Here is a 17457-nt window from a genome sequence, read left to right as displayed (position 1 = left end):
AAAGAGAATCTCTAAATTACAATTTAAATATATGTTTCTGTGTTAATGGATATTAGTTAAATTATGAAATCCACTCACGCGGATTTTCCAATACATTTACCAGTTTTTCTTCTTCACTTCCCGCTTCAGCATGATGATCGTAAACCCATTGTACATGCGGAGGCAAACTCATTAAAATACTCTCAATTCTTCCGTTGGTTTTTAAACCGAATAATGTGCCTTTGTCATGAACCAAATTGAACTCTACATAACGGCCACGACGAATTTCCTGCCAATTTCTGTTTTCGGGTGTATATGCTAAATTTTTTCTTTTCTCAACAATAGGAACATAAGCCTCTAAGAAACTATTCCCAACTTCAGAAACAAAATTGAACCAGTCTTCCATAGACATTTGCTCATTTGCTTTGCAATAATCAAAGAACAAACCACCAATTCCGCGGGCTTCGTTTCTGTGCACATTCCAAAAATAAGCATCACATTGTTTTTTATATTTTGGATAAAACTCAGCATTATGTTTGTCACAAGCGGTTTTACACGTTTGATGAAAGTGAGTTGCATCTTCTTCAAACAAATAATAAGGCGTTAAATCCTGTCCGCCGCCAAACCATTGTTCGATTACTTTTCCATGTTCATCATACATTTCAAAATATCGCCAATTGGCGTGCACGGTAGGAACCATGGGGTTTTTAGGATGAATAACTAAACTTAATCCGCAGGCAAAAAAATCAGCTTCGCCCACGCCAAACATTTTCTGCATCGCTTCAGGCAATTTTCCATGAACGGCTGAAATGTTTACACCGCCTTTTTCGAAAACAGCTCCGTTTTCAATTACACGTGTTCTTCCGCCACCACCTTCCGGGCGTTTCCAAAGATCTTCACGAAACTTTGCAGTTCTGTCAACAGCCTCTAATCCGGCACAAATTTGGTCTTGTAGATTTTGTATGTATGCGTAAAATTTATCTTTCATGAGTATTGTATTCTGATTTTAACAATCCAAAATAAACGACATCTTCTAATGTTCCGTCGCTGCTTTTAAATTCTTCTCGTAATATTCCTTCTTGTTTAAAATGATGTTTCAAGGCAATTTGCTGACTTGCAGTATTGATTTTTGAAGTGCAGATAAAAACCTTATTCATTTTTAGAGTATTGAAACAAAAAGCTAATGTTTCTGAAACCAATTTGGAGATAATTCCTTTTCCCTGATAATCTTCATCAACAAAATAACCCAATTCGCATTTTGCTTTTTGGTTATCTATGCTTTTTATGCATAAATAGCCAATCAAAACATTGGTATTTATATCCCTGGGATAAAAAAAATAACCTTCTTTGTGGTTTTCCTTATTCTGGTTTAAAGAAATAAATTGTTTGGTTTTTTCTAAATCTGCAGTGTGTTCTAAAGTAACCGGAAATGTTTTAGCGATGTGATTTTTATTCTTTTCGATAAGGTTATAAAACTCTTCCGGAAGAATGCTGTTAATCGTTTCTATTTTCCAATCTGTAAAACTCATGTTTATTTGTTTTTAGCCGAAGCGATTTTAGCATTTATTCCAAAAGAAAAAACCTTGCTTTCCTGCTGAATATATTGATAAATAGCAAAAGCTTTATCTTCAAAGTTGTAGTTTTCGACTTTAGAAAAGTCCATCAAAAAATCAGCAAATAGTTCTAATTGATTGAAATCTAAATGGCAACGAGTTAATAATGTTATTAATTCTTCATTTTGATAATCAATTAAAGTTTGAATGTTTAAACCGAATTCTTTTAATTGATTTTCGATATCGAATTTTGAATCGTTTGTAAAAGGCTGAGGTACAAAGTCAAGCGAGCGCAATGTTTTCAGGACATTGTCAATTCTAATCGCTTCTTCGTCTCTTAAACCTTTGTTGAGCATATTTATTCAGTTTGAGTTTCCTGCAAGGTTTCCAAAACCTTGTAGGTATTTATTATTTGCGTTATCTACTAAAAAAAAAATTTTGATTATCTCTAACTTAGACCTACAAGGTTTTGAAAACCTTGCAGGACGAGAAATGAATCATTCAAAAGTATAAGTTTCGTTTAAAAAATCATTCTTTTGGTTATGACAAAAAATGAAATTTTCAATATCACTAAATAAATTTAAAACCTCTTCACGTTCTATTTTTGTCTCTTTATCAGATAAAAAAGCGCGATAAGATGAAAATCTGAAATCCTTAAAATCAAGATCAAAATGATGTTTAGGATTCAAATGAACATAAATTATCAAATGTCTTAAATAATTTTCGTCGTTTAATTTTATTCTTTTAAAATGCTTTTCGAATAAACTTCCTGTTCTGTTTGTCTGTTTATTGAAAGCTTTTGCATAAGAGTTAAACAAGTTTGAAAAGGCTTGTGTAACTTCTTTCTCTTCATAGTTTAATAGAATGACTAAATGAAAATGATTATTCATTAGACAATAAGCAAAAACTGAAATCTTATCAGACAGATACTTTGAAATCTGCTTTAAGAAATAAATTTTATTGTCATCACTTTCAAAAATATTTATTCCATTAATCCCACGATTATAAATGTGATAATAACAATCCTTCTCTAAAACCTCCAACTTCATATTTGTTAGTATTCTTTTCACTTCCTGCAAGGTTTCCAAAACCTTGTAGGTTTGCAATTTATTTACGCTATGTTCATTATACCTACAAGGTTTTGGAAACCTTGCAGGAAAGCAAAACGTTATCGAAAAACTGAATATTAATTTCCGTATTCCTTAACAGCGTCAATAAAAGCTTTTGCGTGATCTACAGGAATATTTGGCAAAATTCCGTGACCTAAATTTACTACATATTTATCTTTTCCGAATTCGTCGATCATTTCATGAACCATTTTCTTAATTGTCGGAATTGGAGAAAGCAATCTTGACGGATCAAAATTTCCTTGTAAAGTAATGTTTCCACCAGACAAATAACGAGCATTTCTAGCCGAACATGTCCAGTCTACTCCAAGTGCCGAAGCTCTGCTTTTACCCATTTCGCCAAGAGCAAACCAACACCCTTTTCCGAAAACAATAACCGGAGCATGATCAGCCAAAGCTTCAACGATTTGGTTGATGTATTTCCATGAAAATTCCTGATAATCAACCGGAGAAAGCATTCCTCCCCAAGAATCAAAAATCTGAACGGCATCAACTCCCGCTTTTACTTTTTCTTTTAAATATAAAATGGTTGTATCTGTAATTTTTTGTAATAATGTATGCGCTGCAGCCGGGTTTGAGAAACAGAAACCTTTTGCAGTATCAAAACTTTTAGAGCCTTTTCCTTCAACAGCATAGCAGAAAATTGTCCAGGGCGAACCAGCGAAACCAATTAATGGCACTTCGTCGTTCAGCATTTCTTTAGTCAATTTAATGGCATCCATTACATAACCTAAACTTTCCTGAATGTCCGGAACGTAAACACGGTGAACATCAGCCAACGAACGAATTGGATTTGGTAAAAACGGACCGAAATTTTCTTTCATCAATACCTCAATTCCCATTGCTTGCGGAACAACCAAAATATCCGAGAATAAAATAGCAGCATCCGGAGCGATTCTGCGAATTGGCTGAACTGTGATTTCTGCTGCTAATTCAGGAGTTTGACAACGGGTAAAGAAATCATATTTATCACGCAAAGCGATAAATTCCGGTAAATATCTTCCGGCTTGACGCATCATCCATACTGGCGGACGTTGAACAGTTTCTCCTTTAAGTGCTTTTAAAAATAGGTCGTTTTTTAACATGAGTTTCTATATTTTAAACCCGACAGGTTTTTAAAACCTGTCGGGTTTGTTTGTTATCTTATTTATATTCTTCAATTACATCCTCAATTACATCTTCAACCGTTGGCTGATCTGCAATGATGATGTTTTTTGTGATTTTATGTAAAGCTTCTGAGGTGGTTTCTCCAATGCAAAAGCAGGTTTCTTTTTTGATTGTATTCTCTTTCAAATAACTTTCAACGCCAGACGGACTAAAAAATAAAATGGCATCAACGGCTGTTTTTACTTTTTGTGGATTTAATGAAGTATCATAAACCTGAATTTCATTGAATTTTACATCAGCCTCTTTTAAAGCCTGAGGTAATGTTTCTCTACGAAGATTCCCGCTAAAAAATGTATAGCTTTCACGTCCATAAATCAAAGTGATAATTTCAGCTAAATCTGAAGCATAACCTGTGTAAGCGACAACATTAAAACCACTTTCAGATAAAAGGATTTTTGTTTTTAAACCAACACAAAAAACGTTTTTGTTTTTTAGCTGTTCTGATTTTGGATCTGATAAAACACTATGAACCGCATTTTGACTCGTAAAAATCAAATTGTCGTTGAGGTCTTTTAATTCGAAAGGTTTATTTTGAGTCTGAATAAAATCACTATCCGTAACTTCAAAATTAGCACTAATTAATGCTTGTTTTTGTTCGCCCGATAGCTTTTTTGTGGATAATATCTGAATTGATTTTGCCATTACTTTTTAAGAGAGTCTTTAATAGATGCCATCAATTCGGCTCCGCCATTATTTAAAATTTCCTGTGCCGAATGAAAACCTAATTTTTTCCATTCTGAAATATCAACGGTTTTTTCGATTTCCAATTTTTGCTTTCCATCAACAGAAAGTAAAATTCCTTGAAAATGCAAAGTGTCCTCATCTTCATTATATCGAACCAAAGCCCCAATTGGCGCGGTACAACCGCCTTCCAGCGTTCTTAAAAACTGACGTTCAATATAAGTACAGATTTCAGTTTCAATATCATTTAATTGCGAAAGTGCATCAAGTGTATAATTGTCATTTTCCATTGCCACAACCAGCATTGCTCCTTGTGCCGGCGCGGGAATCATCCAATCTAAATTGATATAATTTTCTGGTTTCAGGTTGATGCGCTCCAAACCTGCAGCGGCAAAAACAGCTCCGTCCCAATTATTGTCTTGTAGTTTTTGCATACGCGTATTTACATTTCCGCGTAAATCAACCACAGTATGATTTGGGTATTTATTGAACCATTGTGCCTGACGACGCAAACTTCCGGTAGCAATGGTACTTGGATTTGCAAAATCAGGATTTCCTTTATGAACTAAAATATCCACGACATTGGCTCTTTCTAAAACAGCAGCCTGAACAATTCCTTTTGGTAAAGCCGTTGGAACATCTTTCATCGAATGAACTGCAATGTCACAATCGCCGTTAATCATAGCAATGTCAAGAGTTTTAGTAAAAATTCCGGTAATCCCAAGTTCGTACAAAGGTTTATCCAGAATAATATCACCTTGAGATTTAACCGCAACAATTGAGGTTTTATAACCTAAATCATTTAATTTTTTCTCGACAGTATGTGCTTGCCAAAGTGCTAATTCGCTATCGCGTGTTCCAATTCTGATTGTTTTTTCAGCCATTTTTTATTTTAAAAACCAAGGTTTTTTGTTTTTTTACCATTAAGATATTAAGTTCATTAAGCTTTGTCTTTATTTTTTTAAGTTAATGAAGCTAATCTGTTAATCTTGCAAAATGATCATTTACAAGCGGTTTCATTGATTTCGTTATGTTTAAAGTGTTGAAATTAATTAATAGCCCTTGAGGTCTTTGTAATAATTTCATGTATGTCAATAATTGTGCTTCGTGAATTGGTAAAAGATTTTCTATTGCTTTTAATTCAACAACTACACAGTCATTTACTAATAAATCTATTCTTAGATCAGACTCTAATTCAAGGTCGTAATAATCTATTTTTACAACTAATTGTTGTTTAACGTCATATCCATTTTGTTCTAATTCATATTTGAGGCATTGTTCATAAATGCTTTCTAAAAGTCCAGGCCCTAATGCTTTATGCACTTTAATAGCAAAACCTGTAATTTCATAAGCCAACTGCGTAACCTCTTTTTTTGTCATAGAACTTTTTTTATTTTTTTACCATTAAGATATTAAGTTAATTAAGGTTGCTTTGTAAAAAAGCTTAATTTATCTTAAATATTTAATGATTCACTTTCATATTTTTTAACCACAAAGCTTAACTTTCTTAATATCTTAATGGTAAAATATTTTTAGCCGTAAAACTTATATAACTTATATGGTGGAAAATTATGTTTTAAGATGCTTTTATTTTAAAGACTTTTTCGATCCATTCGATGCTTTCATCGACCATGGTGTCGTCGTCTTTTAAATGATTGGCAAAATGTGTAGTGATTTTTTGAATAATTCTGTTGCTGATGATTTCAGCCTGGGCTTCATTAAAATCTGCAATTTTTCTACTTTGAAAATCTAATTCCGAAACTTTAATAGCATTCAGTTTTTCTTTTAAAGCATTGATAGTAGGAGCAAATTTTCGTCCTTTTGTCCAAGTTACAAATTCTTCTTTGATTTCTTCAATAATTGCTTCGGCAGCAGGAATATGTAATTTTCTGTTTTCCAAAGTTTCATCTGTCAATTGAGACAAATAATCCATATGAATCAAAGTTACACCTTCTAATTCCTCAACATTTTCATGAACGTTTTTCGGAATCGATAAATCCAGAATCAATAAAGGTTTTTTAAGATTTAAAATCGCTTTATCAACTGTTGGGTTTTGTGCGCCAGTTGCGACAACTACAACATCAGCTTTTTGAAGTTCTAAATGCAGTTCTGAATAATCTTTAACAATCAAATTTAGTTTTCCGGCCAATTTCTCGGCTTTGTCTTTCGTTCTGTTGATTAAAGTAATGTGTTCGTTTTTAGTATGTTTTACCAGATTCTCACAAGTATTTCTTCCAATTTTTCCTGTTCCGAAAAGTAAAATGTTTTTATTACCAATGTCCTCTACATTTTTGATAATGTATTGAACCGATGCAAAAGAAACCGAAGTCGCTCCGGAACTAATTTCTGTTTCGTTCTTGATTTTTTTGCTCGCCTGAATCACGGCATTTACCAATCTTTCCATAAAAGTATTGGCTAACCCCATTGATTTAGAATGCGTAAAACTCGTTTTGATTTGAGATATAATTTCAAAATCGCCAAGAATCTGACTGTCTAAACCAGTTCCTACGCGAAACAAATGATTTATAGCTTCCTGATTCTTATAAACGAATCCCACTTTTTGGAAAGCATCCACAGATCCGTTACTATTATCGCAAATAAGTTTTATTAATTGAAAAGGGTGTTCGGCAAAACCGTAGATTTCGGTTCTGTTGCAAGTCGAAGTGACAATTAAACTTTCTATTCCCTCTGTTTTAGCTTGTTCCAGCAAACGCGTTTTTGCAACTGCATCCAAACTAAATTGACCTCTAACCTCAGCATCAGCTTTTTTATAACTCAGACCAACTGAATAAAAATATAGGTGTTTCGGTGCGTTATTGTTTTCCATAAATCTACTTTCATAAAAGTGCAACAAAATTATCATTATAGTGTTTATAAAAGTAACGCTAAAAGTACTTTTTGTATCGCTGCATGTTTTTTTGTTTCTAAACGTCTGTTTTTATGCAAAAAGAAGTATTTTTGTAGCAAAATCAAGTTGTTAGAAATGATTTGTTTAGAGTGATTCTAAATAACATTTCCAATTTACTATGATTTTAGTTTTAAAAAAATATCGCTATGAGTTCTCAGGAAATTATAAAAATTGAAGACGACTTTACGCTTATTCGTTTTCAAAACGATAGTTCAGAACCATTTTTTGGACAGCACGAAGTTGGTAGTGGTCTGATACAGTTTCACTTCGGGATAAAAGGCAATGCTAAATTCTTGTTTAATCAAGGCACTTACGCTTTAGATTTAAAGGAAGAAAAATCGCTGCTTTTATACAATCCACAAAAAGAATTACCGTTGAATTTGGAGTTGGCTCCAAATTCATGGGTCATTTCTGTAATTGTATCGATCAAGAAATTTCACGCGTTGTTTTCTGCAGAAGCAGATTATATTACTTTTTTAAGTCCTGATAATAAGGACAAAAAATATTATAACGAAGGAAATATTAGTCCTTCAATGGCTATTGTGCTGAGTCAGCTGTTTCATTACAACCTTCATCCATCCATAAAAAACCTTTATTATAAAGGAAAAGGATACGAATTGTTGAGTTTGTATTTTAACAGAACCGAAGATCCAAACGCAGAACAATGTCCGTTTTTAATTGATGAAGACAACGTTTTGAAGATTCGAAAAGCAAAAGAAATTATCATCGCCAATATGGCTGAACCGCCCGGATTGCAAGAGTTGGCAGATGAAATTGGTTTGAATTTGAAGAAACTTAAAATGGGTTTCAAACAAATTTACGGAGATACGGTTTATGGTTTCCTTTTCGATTACAAAATGGATTTTGCCCGAAAATTGTTGGACAGCGGATCATATAACGTAAACGAAGTGGGATTGAAAATCGGTTACAGCACAGGAAGTCACTTTATAGCAGCATTCAAGAAAAAGTTTGCGACAACTCCAAAAAAGTATTTGATGTCGATTAATACGAATGTTTAGGTTTTTGTCCGCCACTCTCGATAGCTATCGGGATTCACAAATTAGCAAGAATTTTAAATCTGCGAAAACCTGTTAAACCCGTTAAATCAGTGTGCCAATATCCAGAAATCAATTTTCGATATTCAACAATAAATAAAAAGTAATAATTATCATATTTCCAAAAAGTAGCAATTTCTACTTTTGACGAAATTTTTAAAAACAAATTAAACGCTTAAAGCCTAGAGCTTAAAGCCTAAAGCAAAGAATAAATGAAAGGCGTATTATTAGTAAACTTAGGATCTCCAGAAAGTCCAACTACAAAAGATGTAAAACCGTACTTAGACGAATTTTTAATGGATAAATACGTGATCGATGTTCCGTATTTGTTAAGAGCCTTTTTAGTTCGTGGTATTATTTTAAGAAAAAGACCAGAAGAATCAGCACATGCATATGCTAAAATCTGGTGGGAGGAAGGTTCTCCTTTAGTAGTGCTGTCTGAAAGAATGCAAAAGAAAGTACAGCCTTTAGTAAATGTTCCGGTTTCTTTGGCAATGCGCTACGGAAGCATGACGATCGAAAAAGGACTTCAGGAATTGCATGATAAAGGAGTTACAGAAGTAATGCTTTTTCCGTTATATCCACAATATGCAATGGCTTCGACCTTGACTATTTTAGTAAAAGCCGAAGAAATTCGTAAAAAGAAATTTCCACAAATGACTTTTACGGATGTTCCTGCGTTTTACAACAAACCGGATTACATCAAGAATTTGGCCGATTCGATTCAGAAACATTTAGTTGGTTTTGATTATGATCATTTATTATTCTCTTATCACGGAATTCCGGAGCGTCATATTCGCAAAACAGATGTAACCAAATCACATTGTAAAATTGATGGATCTTGTTGTAACACACCGTCGCCGGCACATGATTTTTGTTACCGCCACCAATGTTATGAAACGACAAGACAAGTCGTGAAATTATTAGGACTTCCGGCAGATAAATACAGCCTGACTTTTCAATCGCGTTTAGCGGGAGACAAATGGTTAGAGCCCTACACTGATGTTGAAATTGATAAAATGCCGGGAAAAGGGATCAAAAATTTAGCGGTTGTAACGCCTGCTTTCGTTTCAGATTGTTTAGAAACTCTGGAAGAAATCGCAATGCGTGCTAAAGAAGATTTTGAAGCAAACGGAGGAAAAGAATTCTTGGCGATTCCATGTTTAAATGATGATGATGAATGGTGCCAGACTGTAAGTAACTGGATTAATGATTGGGCTAAATAGAAAATAGAAGAAAGAGTAAAGAGTAAAGATTGTTGAGCATAATCAACTTTAAAAAAACTTGAAGCTTGAAACCTGAAACAAAAAGCATGGAATATTATAATTATCTAAAATCACTGCATCTTATATTTGTAATAACCTGGTTCGCTGGTTTGTTTTATATTGTGCGTTTGTTTGTTTACCAAATTGAAGCCAACGAAAAGCCATCTCCTGAAAAGGAAATTTTACAAGCACAGTACAAAATAATGACCTATCGTTTGTGGTATATTATTACTTGGCCATCGGCAGTTTTGGCAAGTATTTTTGCTTTTTGGATGCTGTTCTTTACAGATGCAGGTCATGTATGGATGAAAATGCCGTGGATGCATGTAAAATTATGTTTCGTTTTTCTTTTATATTTATATCACGGAAAATGTCATCAAATATTCAAACAACTTCAAAACGATGAGGTAAAATATACTAACAATTTTATGCGTTTATGGAATGAAGGCGCTACAATTATACTATTTGCCGTTGTATTTTTAGTAGTTTTAAAAAGTGCCATCAACTGGATATTTGGTGTAATCGGAATCTTTTTATTCTCAATAATTATTATGCTGGGATTCCGTTTTTATAAAAGAATAAGAGAGAAAAAATAGTTTTTTTAGTTTCAAGTTTCAGGTTTCAAGTTGCCACCCGCAACGGAACATGAAACTTGACACGAGGCAGAGCCGAATTGGCGAAGCAAACCTGAAACAAAAGAAACAAAACATGCTGAACAACCTAAAAATGTCAATGCTTTCATTACGTACCAGGATTTTCCTGTCGATGATTGTATTGATTGTTGTTGCATCTTTTTTATTGGCTTCCATTTCGATTATTCAATTTAAAAATGAAGCTAAAGAATATCATCAGGAACGTTTAGAACGAAAAGAAAATGCGGTAAAAGAACATATCAATTACGTTCTGGCAACCACAACCTATCCTTTAAAAACGGCTAATTTAGATTTGATTTTTAAAGATAAAATTCATGAACTAGCCCAAATTCACAAAATCGAAATCAACATTTACAGTCTTGACGGAAAACTGCTGAAATCCTCAAAAGAATCTTTTGCTGTTGATAAAGTAGCGCCTCCGGTTCCGGACTATATATTGAAACTGGTTCGATCTTCTATCGAAAAACGTTTTGTTGACATTAAAACCATTGACGGAGTCAAAAACAGATCCTCATATAGTTTAATTAAAGACGAAAAATTTAAACCTCTCGGAATTTTGAATCTTCCGTATTTAGAAGATGATGGTTATTATGACAACGAATTAAATACTTTCCTGATTCGTTTAAGTCAGGTGTATTCCTTTATGTTGATTGTGGCTTTTGCTTTGGCGTATTTCCTGTCAACTTATATCACAAAATCATTAAAAACAATTTCAGACAGATTGGAAGAAACCAATTTGGATCAGAAAAACGAGAAAATTGTTTTAGAAGCCAATAGTAAAGAAGTTAATTTCCTGATTAAGGCATATAACGGAATGGTTGACAAATTGGAAACCAGTGCTATAAAACTGGCTCAAAGTGAACGTGAAGAAGCTTGGCGCGAAATGGCAAAACAAGTAGCACACGAAATTAAAAATCCGCTTACGCCAATGCGTTTAACGGTGCAGAGTTTTCAACGCAAGTTTGATCCAACAGCACCAGATGTAAAACAGAAATTAAACGATTACTCTGAAACCTTAATTCAGCAAATTGATACCATGACGGCGGTGGCTTCGGCATTTTCAAATTTTGCTTCGATGCCGGCACAACAAAATGAAACTTTGAATGTGGTTGAGGTTGTTGAACTTTCACTGGATATTTTCAACGAAGATTATATTGTTTTTGAAAGTGAAGAAGAAGAAATTATCTCTAAAATGGACCGTACACAATTGATTCGCGTTATTACCAATTTGGTTAAAAATGCAACGCAGGCCATTCCGGAAAGTCAGTTTCACAAATCAATTTTGGTTACAGTGAAAAGAAGAAACAACAATGTTGAAATCGCAGTAAGAGATAACGGAATTGGGATTCAGAAACAAGATATCAGTAGAATCTTCGAACCAAAGTTTACCACCAAAACAAGCGGAATGGGACTTGGACTCGGAATTATCAAAAACATCATCGAAAATTACAAAGGAACAATTACCTTTGAATCAACTTACGGAAAAGGAACCACTTTTAGAGTTTCCTTGCCTATCACAAACTCATAAAACCACTGTCATGAACTACGAAAATCTTTTAATTTCTATTGAAGAAAGAATTGCAACGGTAACCATTAACCGACCTACAAAATTGAATGCCTTAAATAAAGCAACAATTAGTGATTTGAGTAAAGCGGTAAAATTATTGGCTAAAAATGATGATGTTCGTGTTATTATACTTACAGGAAGTGGAGAAAAGGCATTTGTAGCCGGAGCTGATATTTCAGAATTTGCAAATTATACTATTGTCGAAGGCGCGCAACTTGCGGCAGAAGGACAAGAAACATTATTTGATTTTATTGAAGGTTTAAAGAAACCTGTAATTGCAGCCGTAAATGGTTTTGCACTTGGCGGCGGATTAGAGTTGGCAATGGCTTGTCATTTTAGAGTTGCTTCAGATAATGCAAAAATGGGATTGCCAGAGGTGACTTTAGGATTAATTCCGGGTTACGGAGGAACACAGCGTTTACCACAATTAGTAGGTAAAGGTCGTGCAATGGAAATGATTATGACCGCAGCAATGATTTCTGCAGAAGAAGCAAAAGAATACGGTTTGGTAAATCACGTAGTTCCTCAGGCAGAACTTTTGACATTTACTAACGTAATCGCCCAAAAAATCATTAAAAATGCTCCGTTTGCAATCAGTAGAGCAATAAAAGCAATAAATGCCAATTATACAGACGGTAAAAATGGTTTTGATACCGAAATCAAATCATTCGGAAAATGTTTCGGAACTCAGGATTTTAAAGAAGGAACAACTGCATTTCTAGAAAAACGTAAAGCAGAATTTACCGGGAAATAGAGTTATACCACAGAGATACACAAAGATTTCACGAAGTTTCCCAAAGATTTATAAGCTTTGCGAAACTTTGCGTAAATCCTGGCGAACTTTGCGGTTAAATATAGCACAGAGATTTAAAACTTAGAAACTTAGCATCTCAGAACCTTAGAACCTTAAAAAAATGTACGAACCTATATTTGCTCTTTTTTGTGAGCGTGTAAAAGAAAGCATTCAAAGCGGCACTTTTGCAAAATTAACCTTAGCCAAAACAATGGGCGATACTGAAATTAAGAACATCTATTTTAGATTAGTTCTTAATGAAGATAATACGTATTCAATTTCATTGACAACTCGTTACAAAACAGAAGAAATTGAAAGCATTCATACTTTAGATGAAGCTTTATTGGTTTTAGGAACTTACATCAAAAATCCGTTTTTGACAGCTCTTTTGTTTACAACTGATAATGATGTGACTTTTAAAGTAAACAAAAAGAACGCCGGAAGTATCATCGAACAAGAACCAACTTTTAAAAATGCTTCGCCGGTAATGCTTGAAATGATCGAAAAAGGGATTGTTTAAAAATTAAAATTTATGGACGAACTGAAAACGATGTTATGGAAACAATTTGGTGCCGTACTAGATATGCTCGAAAGTTCAATTTTGGTTTGTCCGGAAAGTTTTTGGGATAAAAAAGATTTTTGCTATTCTGCTTATCATACCCTTTTTTGGATTGATTATTATTCGTCTACAGAACCAGATACATTTTCTCCGCCCAAACCCTTTTGTTTATCTGAATTAGATCCAAATGGAATATTACCTGAAAGAATTTATTTGAAACAAGAATTGTTAGAATATCTGGACTATTCCCGTAAAAAAGTCTTCTTTTTAATTGATGGACTAAACGAAGAAACTTCAAAAGAAAGATTCATCACCAAAAAGAAAAACTACAATAGAATTGAAATGATCTTATACAACATGAGACATGTTCAGCATCATGTAGGTCAGTTAAATTTGTTGTTGAGACAAAATGAAGATGTTGCAGGGAAATGGGTTTCTCAAACCGATAAAAAATACTGATGAACAAATATGTCTTATTTTAGGAGAATTAAAATTTTATCGTTCTTTTATTGTAAAACAACTTCCTAATTTTGCCGAAAAATTAATAGCTAAATTATTTTCAGATGAATGTTTATACAATGTCACACAGGCTGAAAGTTTTTATTGTAGTTTTTTCCATTTTACTAATACTCATATTTGTGAGTTTGTTAATGGTTCCTTTCCTTTCATTACCTTCAGATTCATTGGCATTTCAAGTATATGGCAAAAGTTTATCGACAGGTTATTTGTTTTATTTGACTCCTGTATTAAGTTTTATCATGATCATTTTTGCGGTTCTTTTAATAATAAATGCTTTTAGAAAAAAAGTTATTTTCACTAATGATGCTATAATTTCAAAGGATATATTTGAAACCCGTAAATTGATTTTTAGTGAGATAAAGGGTTTTGGAATAAGTAATTTTATGCTTTATATTGAAACAAATTCGAACGCTAAAAAACGAATTGCAATCAATGTATTAAGTTTGAACAAAGTAGATAATTTGATGCAAAATTTAGAAAGCAAATTCGTTAATTTGGATTTTCTTGTAACCGAAAAAGCCTAAACCAGCTTGACAAACAAATTCGAAGCAATCTTATTCGAAATTGATAATTCCCTACCGTCAACTTTTATTTTCACCGATAAATCGAAAGATTCTTTGGACAAGAATTCAATTTTAGAACCTAATGCAATTTCTTGTTTGTCCAGATATTTCAGGAATTCAGATGAAGTATCTTTCACGCCTACGCAAACACCAACCTGATTTTCGGTCAATTCAGAAAGCAGCTGTTTTTCAATCTTAACAATTCTTCCATTTGCATCCGGAATAGGGTCGCCATGCGGATCTTCCGTTGGATTACCTAAAAAGTCATCCAAACGGTTAATCAATTGCTCAGATTTGATGTGTTCCAATTGTTCAGCAATATCATGAACCTCATCCCAGGAAAAGCTGAGTTTTTCGACTAAAAACACTTCCCATAAACGATGTTTTCTAACAATCATTTTGGCGGCTAACTTTCCGTTCTCCGTCAAAGAAACACCTTGGTACTTTTTATAATTCACTAAATCTTTCTCAGACAGTTTTTTAAGCATATCCGTAACCGATGAAGCTTTCGTCTCCATCATTTCGGCAATCGCATTTGTGCTGACTTCCGTTTCTAGTGAAGCTGTAAGATGGTATATTGCTTTAAGGTAGTTTTCTTCTGAAAAAGTCATTTTTTTGAGGTTCTAAGGTTCTAAGATACTAAGATGCTAAGGTTCCTTTTAAAGTCTTTATAAAAAACTTAGAACCTTAGCATCTTAGCAACTCAGCACCTTTATTTAACAATCAACAAAGGTATAGAAATTTTATGTCTCAATTTGTCTACCGTTGTGCCAAATAAAATATCTTTTAAGCCAGTGTGGCCGTGGGTTCCCATTACCAGAATATCGAAATTTCCCTGATTGATAATCTTCGGGATCACGGTGTTAGGTTTTCCAAAGCCAAGTTCAGTTTCGATTCTGAAACCTTTCTGCGAAAGCATATCTTTATATTCTAATAATAATTTTTCATCAACTGTTGTTTCGTGATCGTCGACATGACCTCCGTACATTAATGCACCAACAGTTTCAACAATGTGAATTAAGGTGTATTGCGCTTCGATTCCGCCCAGTTCAAACGCACTGTTTAGTGCAGCTTCATCGGCTTTCGAGAAATCGACTGAAATAGCGATGTTTTTCTTGCTGTAAACGGTTCTTGGCGTATATTCCAGTTTTAAATGATGAGGTGAATGATTTTCGATATTCGATTTTATTCTGGCAATAAATGGTTTGAATACGATGTAAAGCAACAAAGCCAGAAAACTAAAAGCAAGCGGAACAACCGTAAACCATAGAAACATGGGGTGATTTGAACTTTCAAGCCATGAAGTAATCTCGTCATAAACTAATTTTGCGTTTAGCGTTACGATAATCGAAGCAATAATCCAGGCTGCAATTTGGGTTATTTTGGAAATATGAAACCCTTTCATTTTGGTTTTATCGCTGACAAAATGTATCAGCGGAATAATCGCAAACCCCAATTGTAAACTCAAAATAACCTGACTTAGGATTAAAAGTTTTCCGGTTACGCTTTCGCCATAAATTAAAATCACGATTACGGCAGGAACAATAGCAATTAAACGCGTTATGATTCGGCGCACCCAAGGCTGAATTCGTAAATTCAAATAACCTTCCATTACGATTTGTCCGGCTAAAGTTCCGGTTATGGTCGAACTCTGTCCTGCGGCAATTAAGGCAACGGCAAATAAAATGGGAGCCCATTTCGTCCCCAATAACGGTTCCAGAAATTCGTGCGCATCCTGAATTTCGGCCACCTCAAACATTCCGTTTTTATAAAATGTGGCTGCTGCCAAAATTAAAATAGCCGCATTTACGAAAAAAGCCAAATTTAAAGCAATCGTAGAATCGATAAAATTGTATTTCAAAGCCTGTTTAATTCCGGCTGGAGTTCGGTCGAATTTTCTGGTTTGTACCAATGAAGAGTGAAGGTACAAGTTATGTGGCATTACCGTCGCACCAATAATTCCGATAGCGATATATAAAGCAGCTGAACTCGGAATCGAAGGGATCAATCCGATAATTACCTTATCAAGTTCCGGTTCTGCAAAAATCATTTCAAAAATAAAAGAGAATCCAATAATGGCCACTAAAGCGATAATAAACGCTTCCATTTTTCGAATCCCTTTATTGATTAAGAATAATAAAATGAAAGTATCTAAAACGGTAATCAGTACACCTTCAATAAGTGGAATACCAAATAATAGATTGATTCCAATTGCCATTCCTAAAACTTCTGCTAAGTCGCAGGCGGCTATGGCAATTTCGGCAAGAAAGTATAAAATATAATTGATGAATTTAGAATAGGTTTCTCTCGAAGCCTGTGCCAAATCACGTTGTGTTACGATTCCCAGTCTGGCACTTAAACTTTGCAAAAGTAAAGCCATTAGGTTACTCATTAGCAAAACCCAAAGTAAAGAATATCCAAACTGACTTCCGCCAGCGATATCTGTTGCCCAGTTTCCGGGATCCATATAACCCACACTTACTAAATAGGCGGGGCCTAAAAATGCTAATATTTTTCTGAATCCTGTTTTTTTATGTTCTGTAGCAACCGATTGGTGAACTTCTTCTAAAGATTTGGTCATTGTAAAAAATGTTGTTTAAACAAATATAGGGATAAATTGTGTTCGCACAACAATATTTTTAGGCAAGCCTAAATCTTAAATGTTAGAATTTAAACAATTTGGGCATAATCCTGATAAGGTGAAATTTATCTCCTTAACTTTATAATTATGCGGCATAATATAACTCGGCTTAACATTTTCAAGGCAAGTAATCTCGTGGCAGTTTTCACAGCTGAAATGTGCATGATTATGTATGTGTACACGCTGATGAGAATGGTTGCATTTTGCATACTTAACCGTACCGTCAAGATTAGAAATTTTATGAATAATATCATCATTCATTAAGCGATCCAAAATTCTGTAAATCGTAACACGATCACAAATATCGTTCAATTGTTTTTGAATTTCTGTATGAGAAAGTGCAGTTTTAGATTTCTCAAAAACCTCTAAAACGGCTGTCTTTGCTGCGGTGTTACGTGTTGTTTTCATTGTGATATGAATTAATAAA

Annotated in this window: 20 protein-coding genes; 8 read left to right on the top strand and 12 right to left on the bottom strand. The window is 34.0% G+C overall.

Going from position 1 to position 17457, the window contains the following annotated elements; translation table 11 throughout:
* Window positions 1–61: 61 nt before the first annotated feature.
* The 9 genes from hemF to hemA all read right to left on the bottom strand — a co-directional run bounded on the left by hemF (window position 62) and on the right by hemA (window position 7334).
* Window positions 62–967: an oxygen-dependent coproporphyrinogen oxidase gene (hemF, locus tag RT99_RS04840; RefSeq protein ID WP_042563606.1), complete on the bottom strand. Its 906-nt coding sequence runs from the start codon at window positions 965–967 to the stop codon at window positions 62–64.
* Window positions 957–1508, bottom strand: coding sequence for a GNAT family N-acetyltransferase (locus tag RT99_RS04835; protein WP_042563605.1), 552 nt, complete (start codon window positions 1506–1508; stop codon window positions 957–959). The genes hemF and RT99_RS04835 overlap by 11 nt, the downstream gene beginning before the upstream one ends.
* A gap of 2 nt (window positions 1509–1510) precedes the next feature.
* The gene (locus RT99_RS04830; RefSeq protein ID WP_042563604.1) at window positions 1511–1888 is read right to left on the bottom strand and encodes a hypothetical protein; all 378 of its coding nucleotides are present in this window, start codon (window positions 1886–1888) and stop codon (window positions 1511–1513) included.
* A gap of 141 nt (window positions 1889–2029) precedes the next feature.
* The gene (locus RT99_RS04825) at window positions 2030–2602 is read right to left on the bottom strand and encodes a hypothetical protein (RefSeq protein ID WP_242607166.1); all 573 of its coding nucleotides are present in this window, start codon (window positions 2600–2602) and stop codon (window positions 2030–2032) included.
* Window positions 2603–2718: 116 nt separating this feature from the next.
* Entirely contained in the window at window positions 2719–3744 is a 1026-nt protein-coding gene (gene hemE / locus RT99_RS04820) for a uroporphyrinogen decarboxylase (protein ID WP_041520396.1), read from the bottom strand.
* Window positions 3745–3802: 58 nt separating this feature from the next.
* Complete coding sequence (locus RT99_RS04815) at window positions 3803–4468, bottom strand: uroporphyrinogen-III synthase (RefSeq protein ID WP_042563602.1); 666 nt, start codon at window positions 4466–4468, stop codon at window positions 3803–3805.
* Window positions 4468–5391, bottom strand: coding sequence for a hydroxymethylbilane synthase (gene hemC / locus RT99_RS04810; RefSeq protein ID WP_042563601.1), 924 nt, complete (start codon window positions 5389–5391; stop codon window positions 4468–4470). Before hemC ends, RT99_RS04815 begins: the two co-directional genes overlap by 1 nt.
* 91 nt (window positions 5392–5482) lie before the next feature.
* Window positions 5483–5887: a GxxExxY protein gene (locus tag RT99_RS04805; protein WP_042563600.1), complete on the bottom strand. Its 405-nt coding sequence runs from the start codon at window positions 5885–5887 to the stop codon at window positions 5483–5485.
* 196 nt (window positions 5888–6083) lie between these two features.
* The gene (hemA, locus tag RT99_RS04800; protein WP_042563599.1) at window positions 6084–7334 is read right to left on the bottom strand and encodes a glutamyl-tRNA reductase; all 1251 of its coding nucleotides are present in this window, start codon (window positions 7332–7334) and stop codon (window positions 6084–6086) included.
* A 227-nt stretch (window positions 7335–7561) separates the two neighbouring features.
* On the opposite strand from hemA, the gene RT99_RS04795 reads away from it, so the two are divergent.
* The 8 genes from RT99_RS04795 to RT99_RS04760 all read left to right on the top strand — a co-directional run bounded on the left by RT99_RS04795 (window position 7562) and on the right by RT99_RS04760 (window position 14350).
* A complete protein-coding gene (locus RT99_RS04795; protein ID WP_042563598.1) occupies window positions 7562–8434 on the top strand; it encodes an AraC family transcriptional regulator in 873 nt (290 codons plus the stop codon).
* Window positions 8435–8682: 248 nt separating this feature from the next.
* Window positions 8683–9696 carry a ferrochelatase gene (hemH, locus tag RT99_RS04790; RefSeq protein WP_042563597.1) on the top strand — a complete coding sequence of 338 codons (1014 nt, stop codon included), beginning with the start codon at window positions 8683–8685 and terminating at the stop codon, window positions 9694–9696.
* Window positions 9697–9782: 86 nt separating this feature from the next.
* Window positions 9783–10331 (top strand): CopD family protein, encoded by a 549-nt coding sequence (locus RT99_RS04785; RefSeq protein ID WP_042563596.1) that lies wholly within the window; start codon window positions 9783–9785, stop codon window positions 10329–10331.
* A gap of 169 nt (window positions 10332–10500) precedes the next feature.
* A complete protein-coding gene (locus RT99_RS04780; protein WP_082036914.1) occupies window positions 10501–11916 on the top strand; it encodes an ATP-binding protein in 1416 nt (471 codons plus the stop codon).
* A gap of 10 nt (window positions 11917–11926) precedes the next feature.
* A complete protein-coding gene (locus tag RT99_RS04775) occupies window positions 11927–12709 on the top strand; it encodes an enoyl-CoA hydratase/isomerase family protein (RefSeq protein ID WP_042563595.1) in 783 nt (260 codons plus the stop codon).
* Window positions 12710–12869: 160 nt separating this feature from the next.
* Complete coding sequence (locus RT99_RS04770) at window positions 12870–13268, top strand: hypothetical protein (protein WP_042563594.1); 399 nt, start codon at window positions 12870–12872, stop codon at window positions 13266–13268.
* A gap of 12 nt (window positions 13269–13280) precedes the next feature.
* On the top strand, window positions 13281–13766 hold the full coding sequence (locus RT99_RS04765; RefSeq protein ID WP_042563593.1) for a hypothetical protein: 486 nt from the start codon (window positions 13281–13283) through the stop codon (window positions 13764–13766).
* A gap of 104 nt (window positions 13767–13870) precedes the next feature.
* Window positions 13871–14350, top strand: a complete 480-nt coding sequence (locus tag RT99_RS04760) for a hypothetical protein (RefSeq protein WP_131494897.1) — start codon at window positions 13871–13873, stop codon at window positions 14348–14350.
* On the opposite strand, the gene RT99_RS04755 is transcribed toward RT99_RS04760, so the two are convergent.
* From RT99_RS04755 to RT99_RS04745, 3 genes are all read right to left on the bottom strand, one after another.
* Window positions 14347–15000, bottom strand: coding sequence for a metal-dependent transcriptional regulator (locus RT99_RS04755; protein WP_042563591.1), 654 nt, complete (start codon window positions 14998–15000; stop codon window positions 14347–14349). The genes RT99_RS04760 and RT99_RS04755 overlap by 4 nt on opposite strands.
* A 101-nt stretch (window positions 15001–15101) precedes the next feature.
* On the bottom strand, window positions 15102–16970 hold the full coding sequence (locus RT99_RS04750) for an Nramp family divalent metal transporter (protein WP_042563590.1): 1869 nt from the start codon (window positions 16968–16970) through the stop codon (window positions 15102–15104).
* Between the two features lie 75 nt (window positions 16971–17045).
* Window positions 17046–17438, bottom strand: a complete 393-nt coding sequence (locus RT99_RS04745; protein WP_042563589.1) for a Fur family transcriptional regulator — start codon at window positions 17436–17438, stop codon at window positions 17046–17048.
* Window positions 17439–17457 lie beyond the last annotated feature (19 nt).

This window comes from Flavobacterium sp. MEB061, assembly GCF_000834715.1.
Lineage (GTDB): Bacteria > Bacteroidota > Bacteroidia > Flavobacteriales > Flavobacteriaceae > Flavobacterium > Flavobacterium pectinovorum.
Note: the sequence above shows the minus strand (reverse complement) of the source record. Positions and strands in the feature narration are given on the sequence as shown.

Coding starts and splice junctions, on each gene's coding strand:
- hemF (WP_042563606.1), bottom strand. CDS start 967: ATGAAAGATAAATTTTACGCATACATACAAAATCTACAAGACCAAATT.
- RT99_RS04835 (WP_042563605.1), bottom strand. CDS start 1,508: ATGAGTTTTACAGATTGGAAAATAGAAACGATTAACAGCATTCTTCCG.
- RT99_RS04830 (WP_042563604.1), bottom strand. CDS start 1,888: ATGCTCAACAAAGGTTTAAGAGACGAAGAAGCGATTAGAATTGACAAT.
- hemE (WP_041520396.1), bottom strand. CDS start 3,744: ATGTTAAAAAACGACCTATTTTTAAAAGCACTTAAAGGAGAAACTGTT.
- RT99_RS04815 (WP_042563602.1), bottom strand. CDS start 4,468: ATGGCAAAATCAATTCAGATATTATCCACAAAAAAGCTATCGGGCGAA.
- hemC (WP_042563601.1), bottom strand. CDS start 5,391: ATGGCTGAAAAAACAATCAGAATTGGAACACGCGATAGCGAATTAGCA.
- RT99_RS04805 (WP_042563600.1), bottom strand. CDS start 5,887: ATGACAAAAAAAGAGGTTACGCAGTTGGCTTATGAAATTACAGGTTTT.
- hemA (WP_042563599.1), bottom strand. CDS start 7,334: ATGGAAAACAATAACGCACCGAAACACCTATATTTTTATTCAGTTGGT.
- RT99_RS04795 (WP_042563598.1), top strand. CDS start 7,562: ATGAGTTCTCAGGAAATTATAAAAATTGAAGACGACTTTACGCTTATT.
- hemH (WP_042563597.1), top strand. CDS start 8,683: ATGAAAGGCGTATTATTAGTAAACTTAGGATCTCCAGAAAGTCCAACT.
- RT99_RS04785 (WP_042563596.1), top strand. CDS start 9,783: ATGGAATATTATAATTATCTAAAATCACTGCATCTTATATTTGTAATA.
- RT99_RS04780 (WP_082036914.1), top strand. CDS start 10,501: ATGATTGTATTGATTGTTGTTGCATCTTTTTTATTGGCTTCCATTTCG.
- RT99_RS04775 (WP_042563595.1), top strand. CDS start 11,927: ATGAACTACGAAAATCTTTTAATTTCTATTGAAGAAAGAATTGCAACG.
- RT99_RS04770 (WP_042563594.1), top strand. CDS start 12,870: ATGTACGAACCTATATTTGCTCTTTTTTGTGAGCGTGTAAAAGAAAGC.
- RT99_RS04765 (WP_042563593.1), top strand. CDS start 13,281: ATGGACGAACTGAAAACGATGTTATGGAAACAATTTGGTGCCGTACTA.
- RT99_RS04760 (WP_131494897.1), top strand. CDS start 13,871: ATGAATGTTTATACAATGTCACACAGGCTGAAAGTTTTTATTGTAGTT.
- RT99_RS04755 (WP_042563591.1), bottom strand. CDS start 15,000: ATGACTTTTTCAGAAGAAAACTACCTTAAAGCAATATACCATCTTACA.
- RT99_RS04750 (WP_042563590.1), bottom strand. CDS start 16,970: ATGACCAAATCTTTAGAAGAAGTTCACCAATCGGTTGCTACAGAACAT.
- RT99_RS04745 (WP_042563589.1), bottom strand. CDS start 17,438: ATGAAAACAACACGTAACACCGCAGCAAAGACAGCCGTTTTAGAGGTT.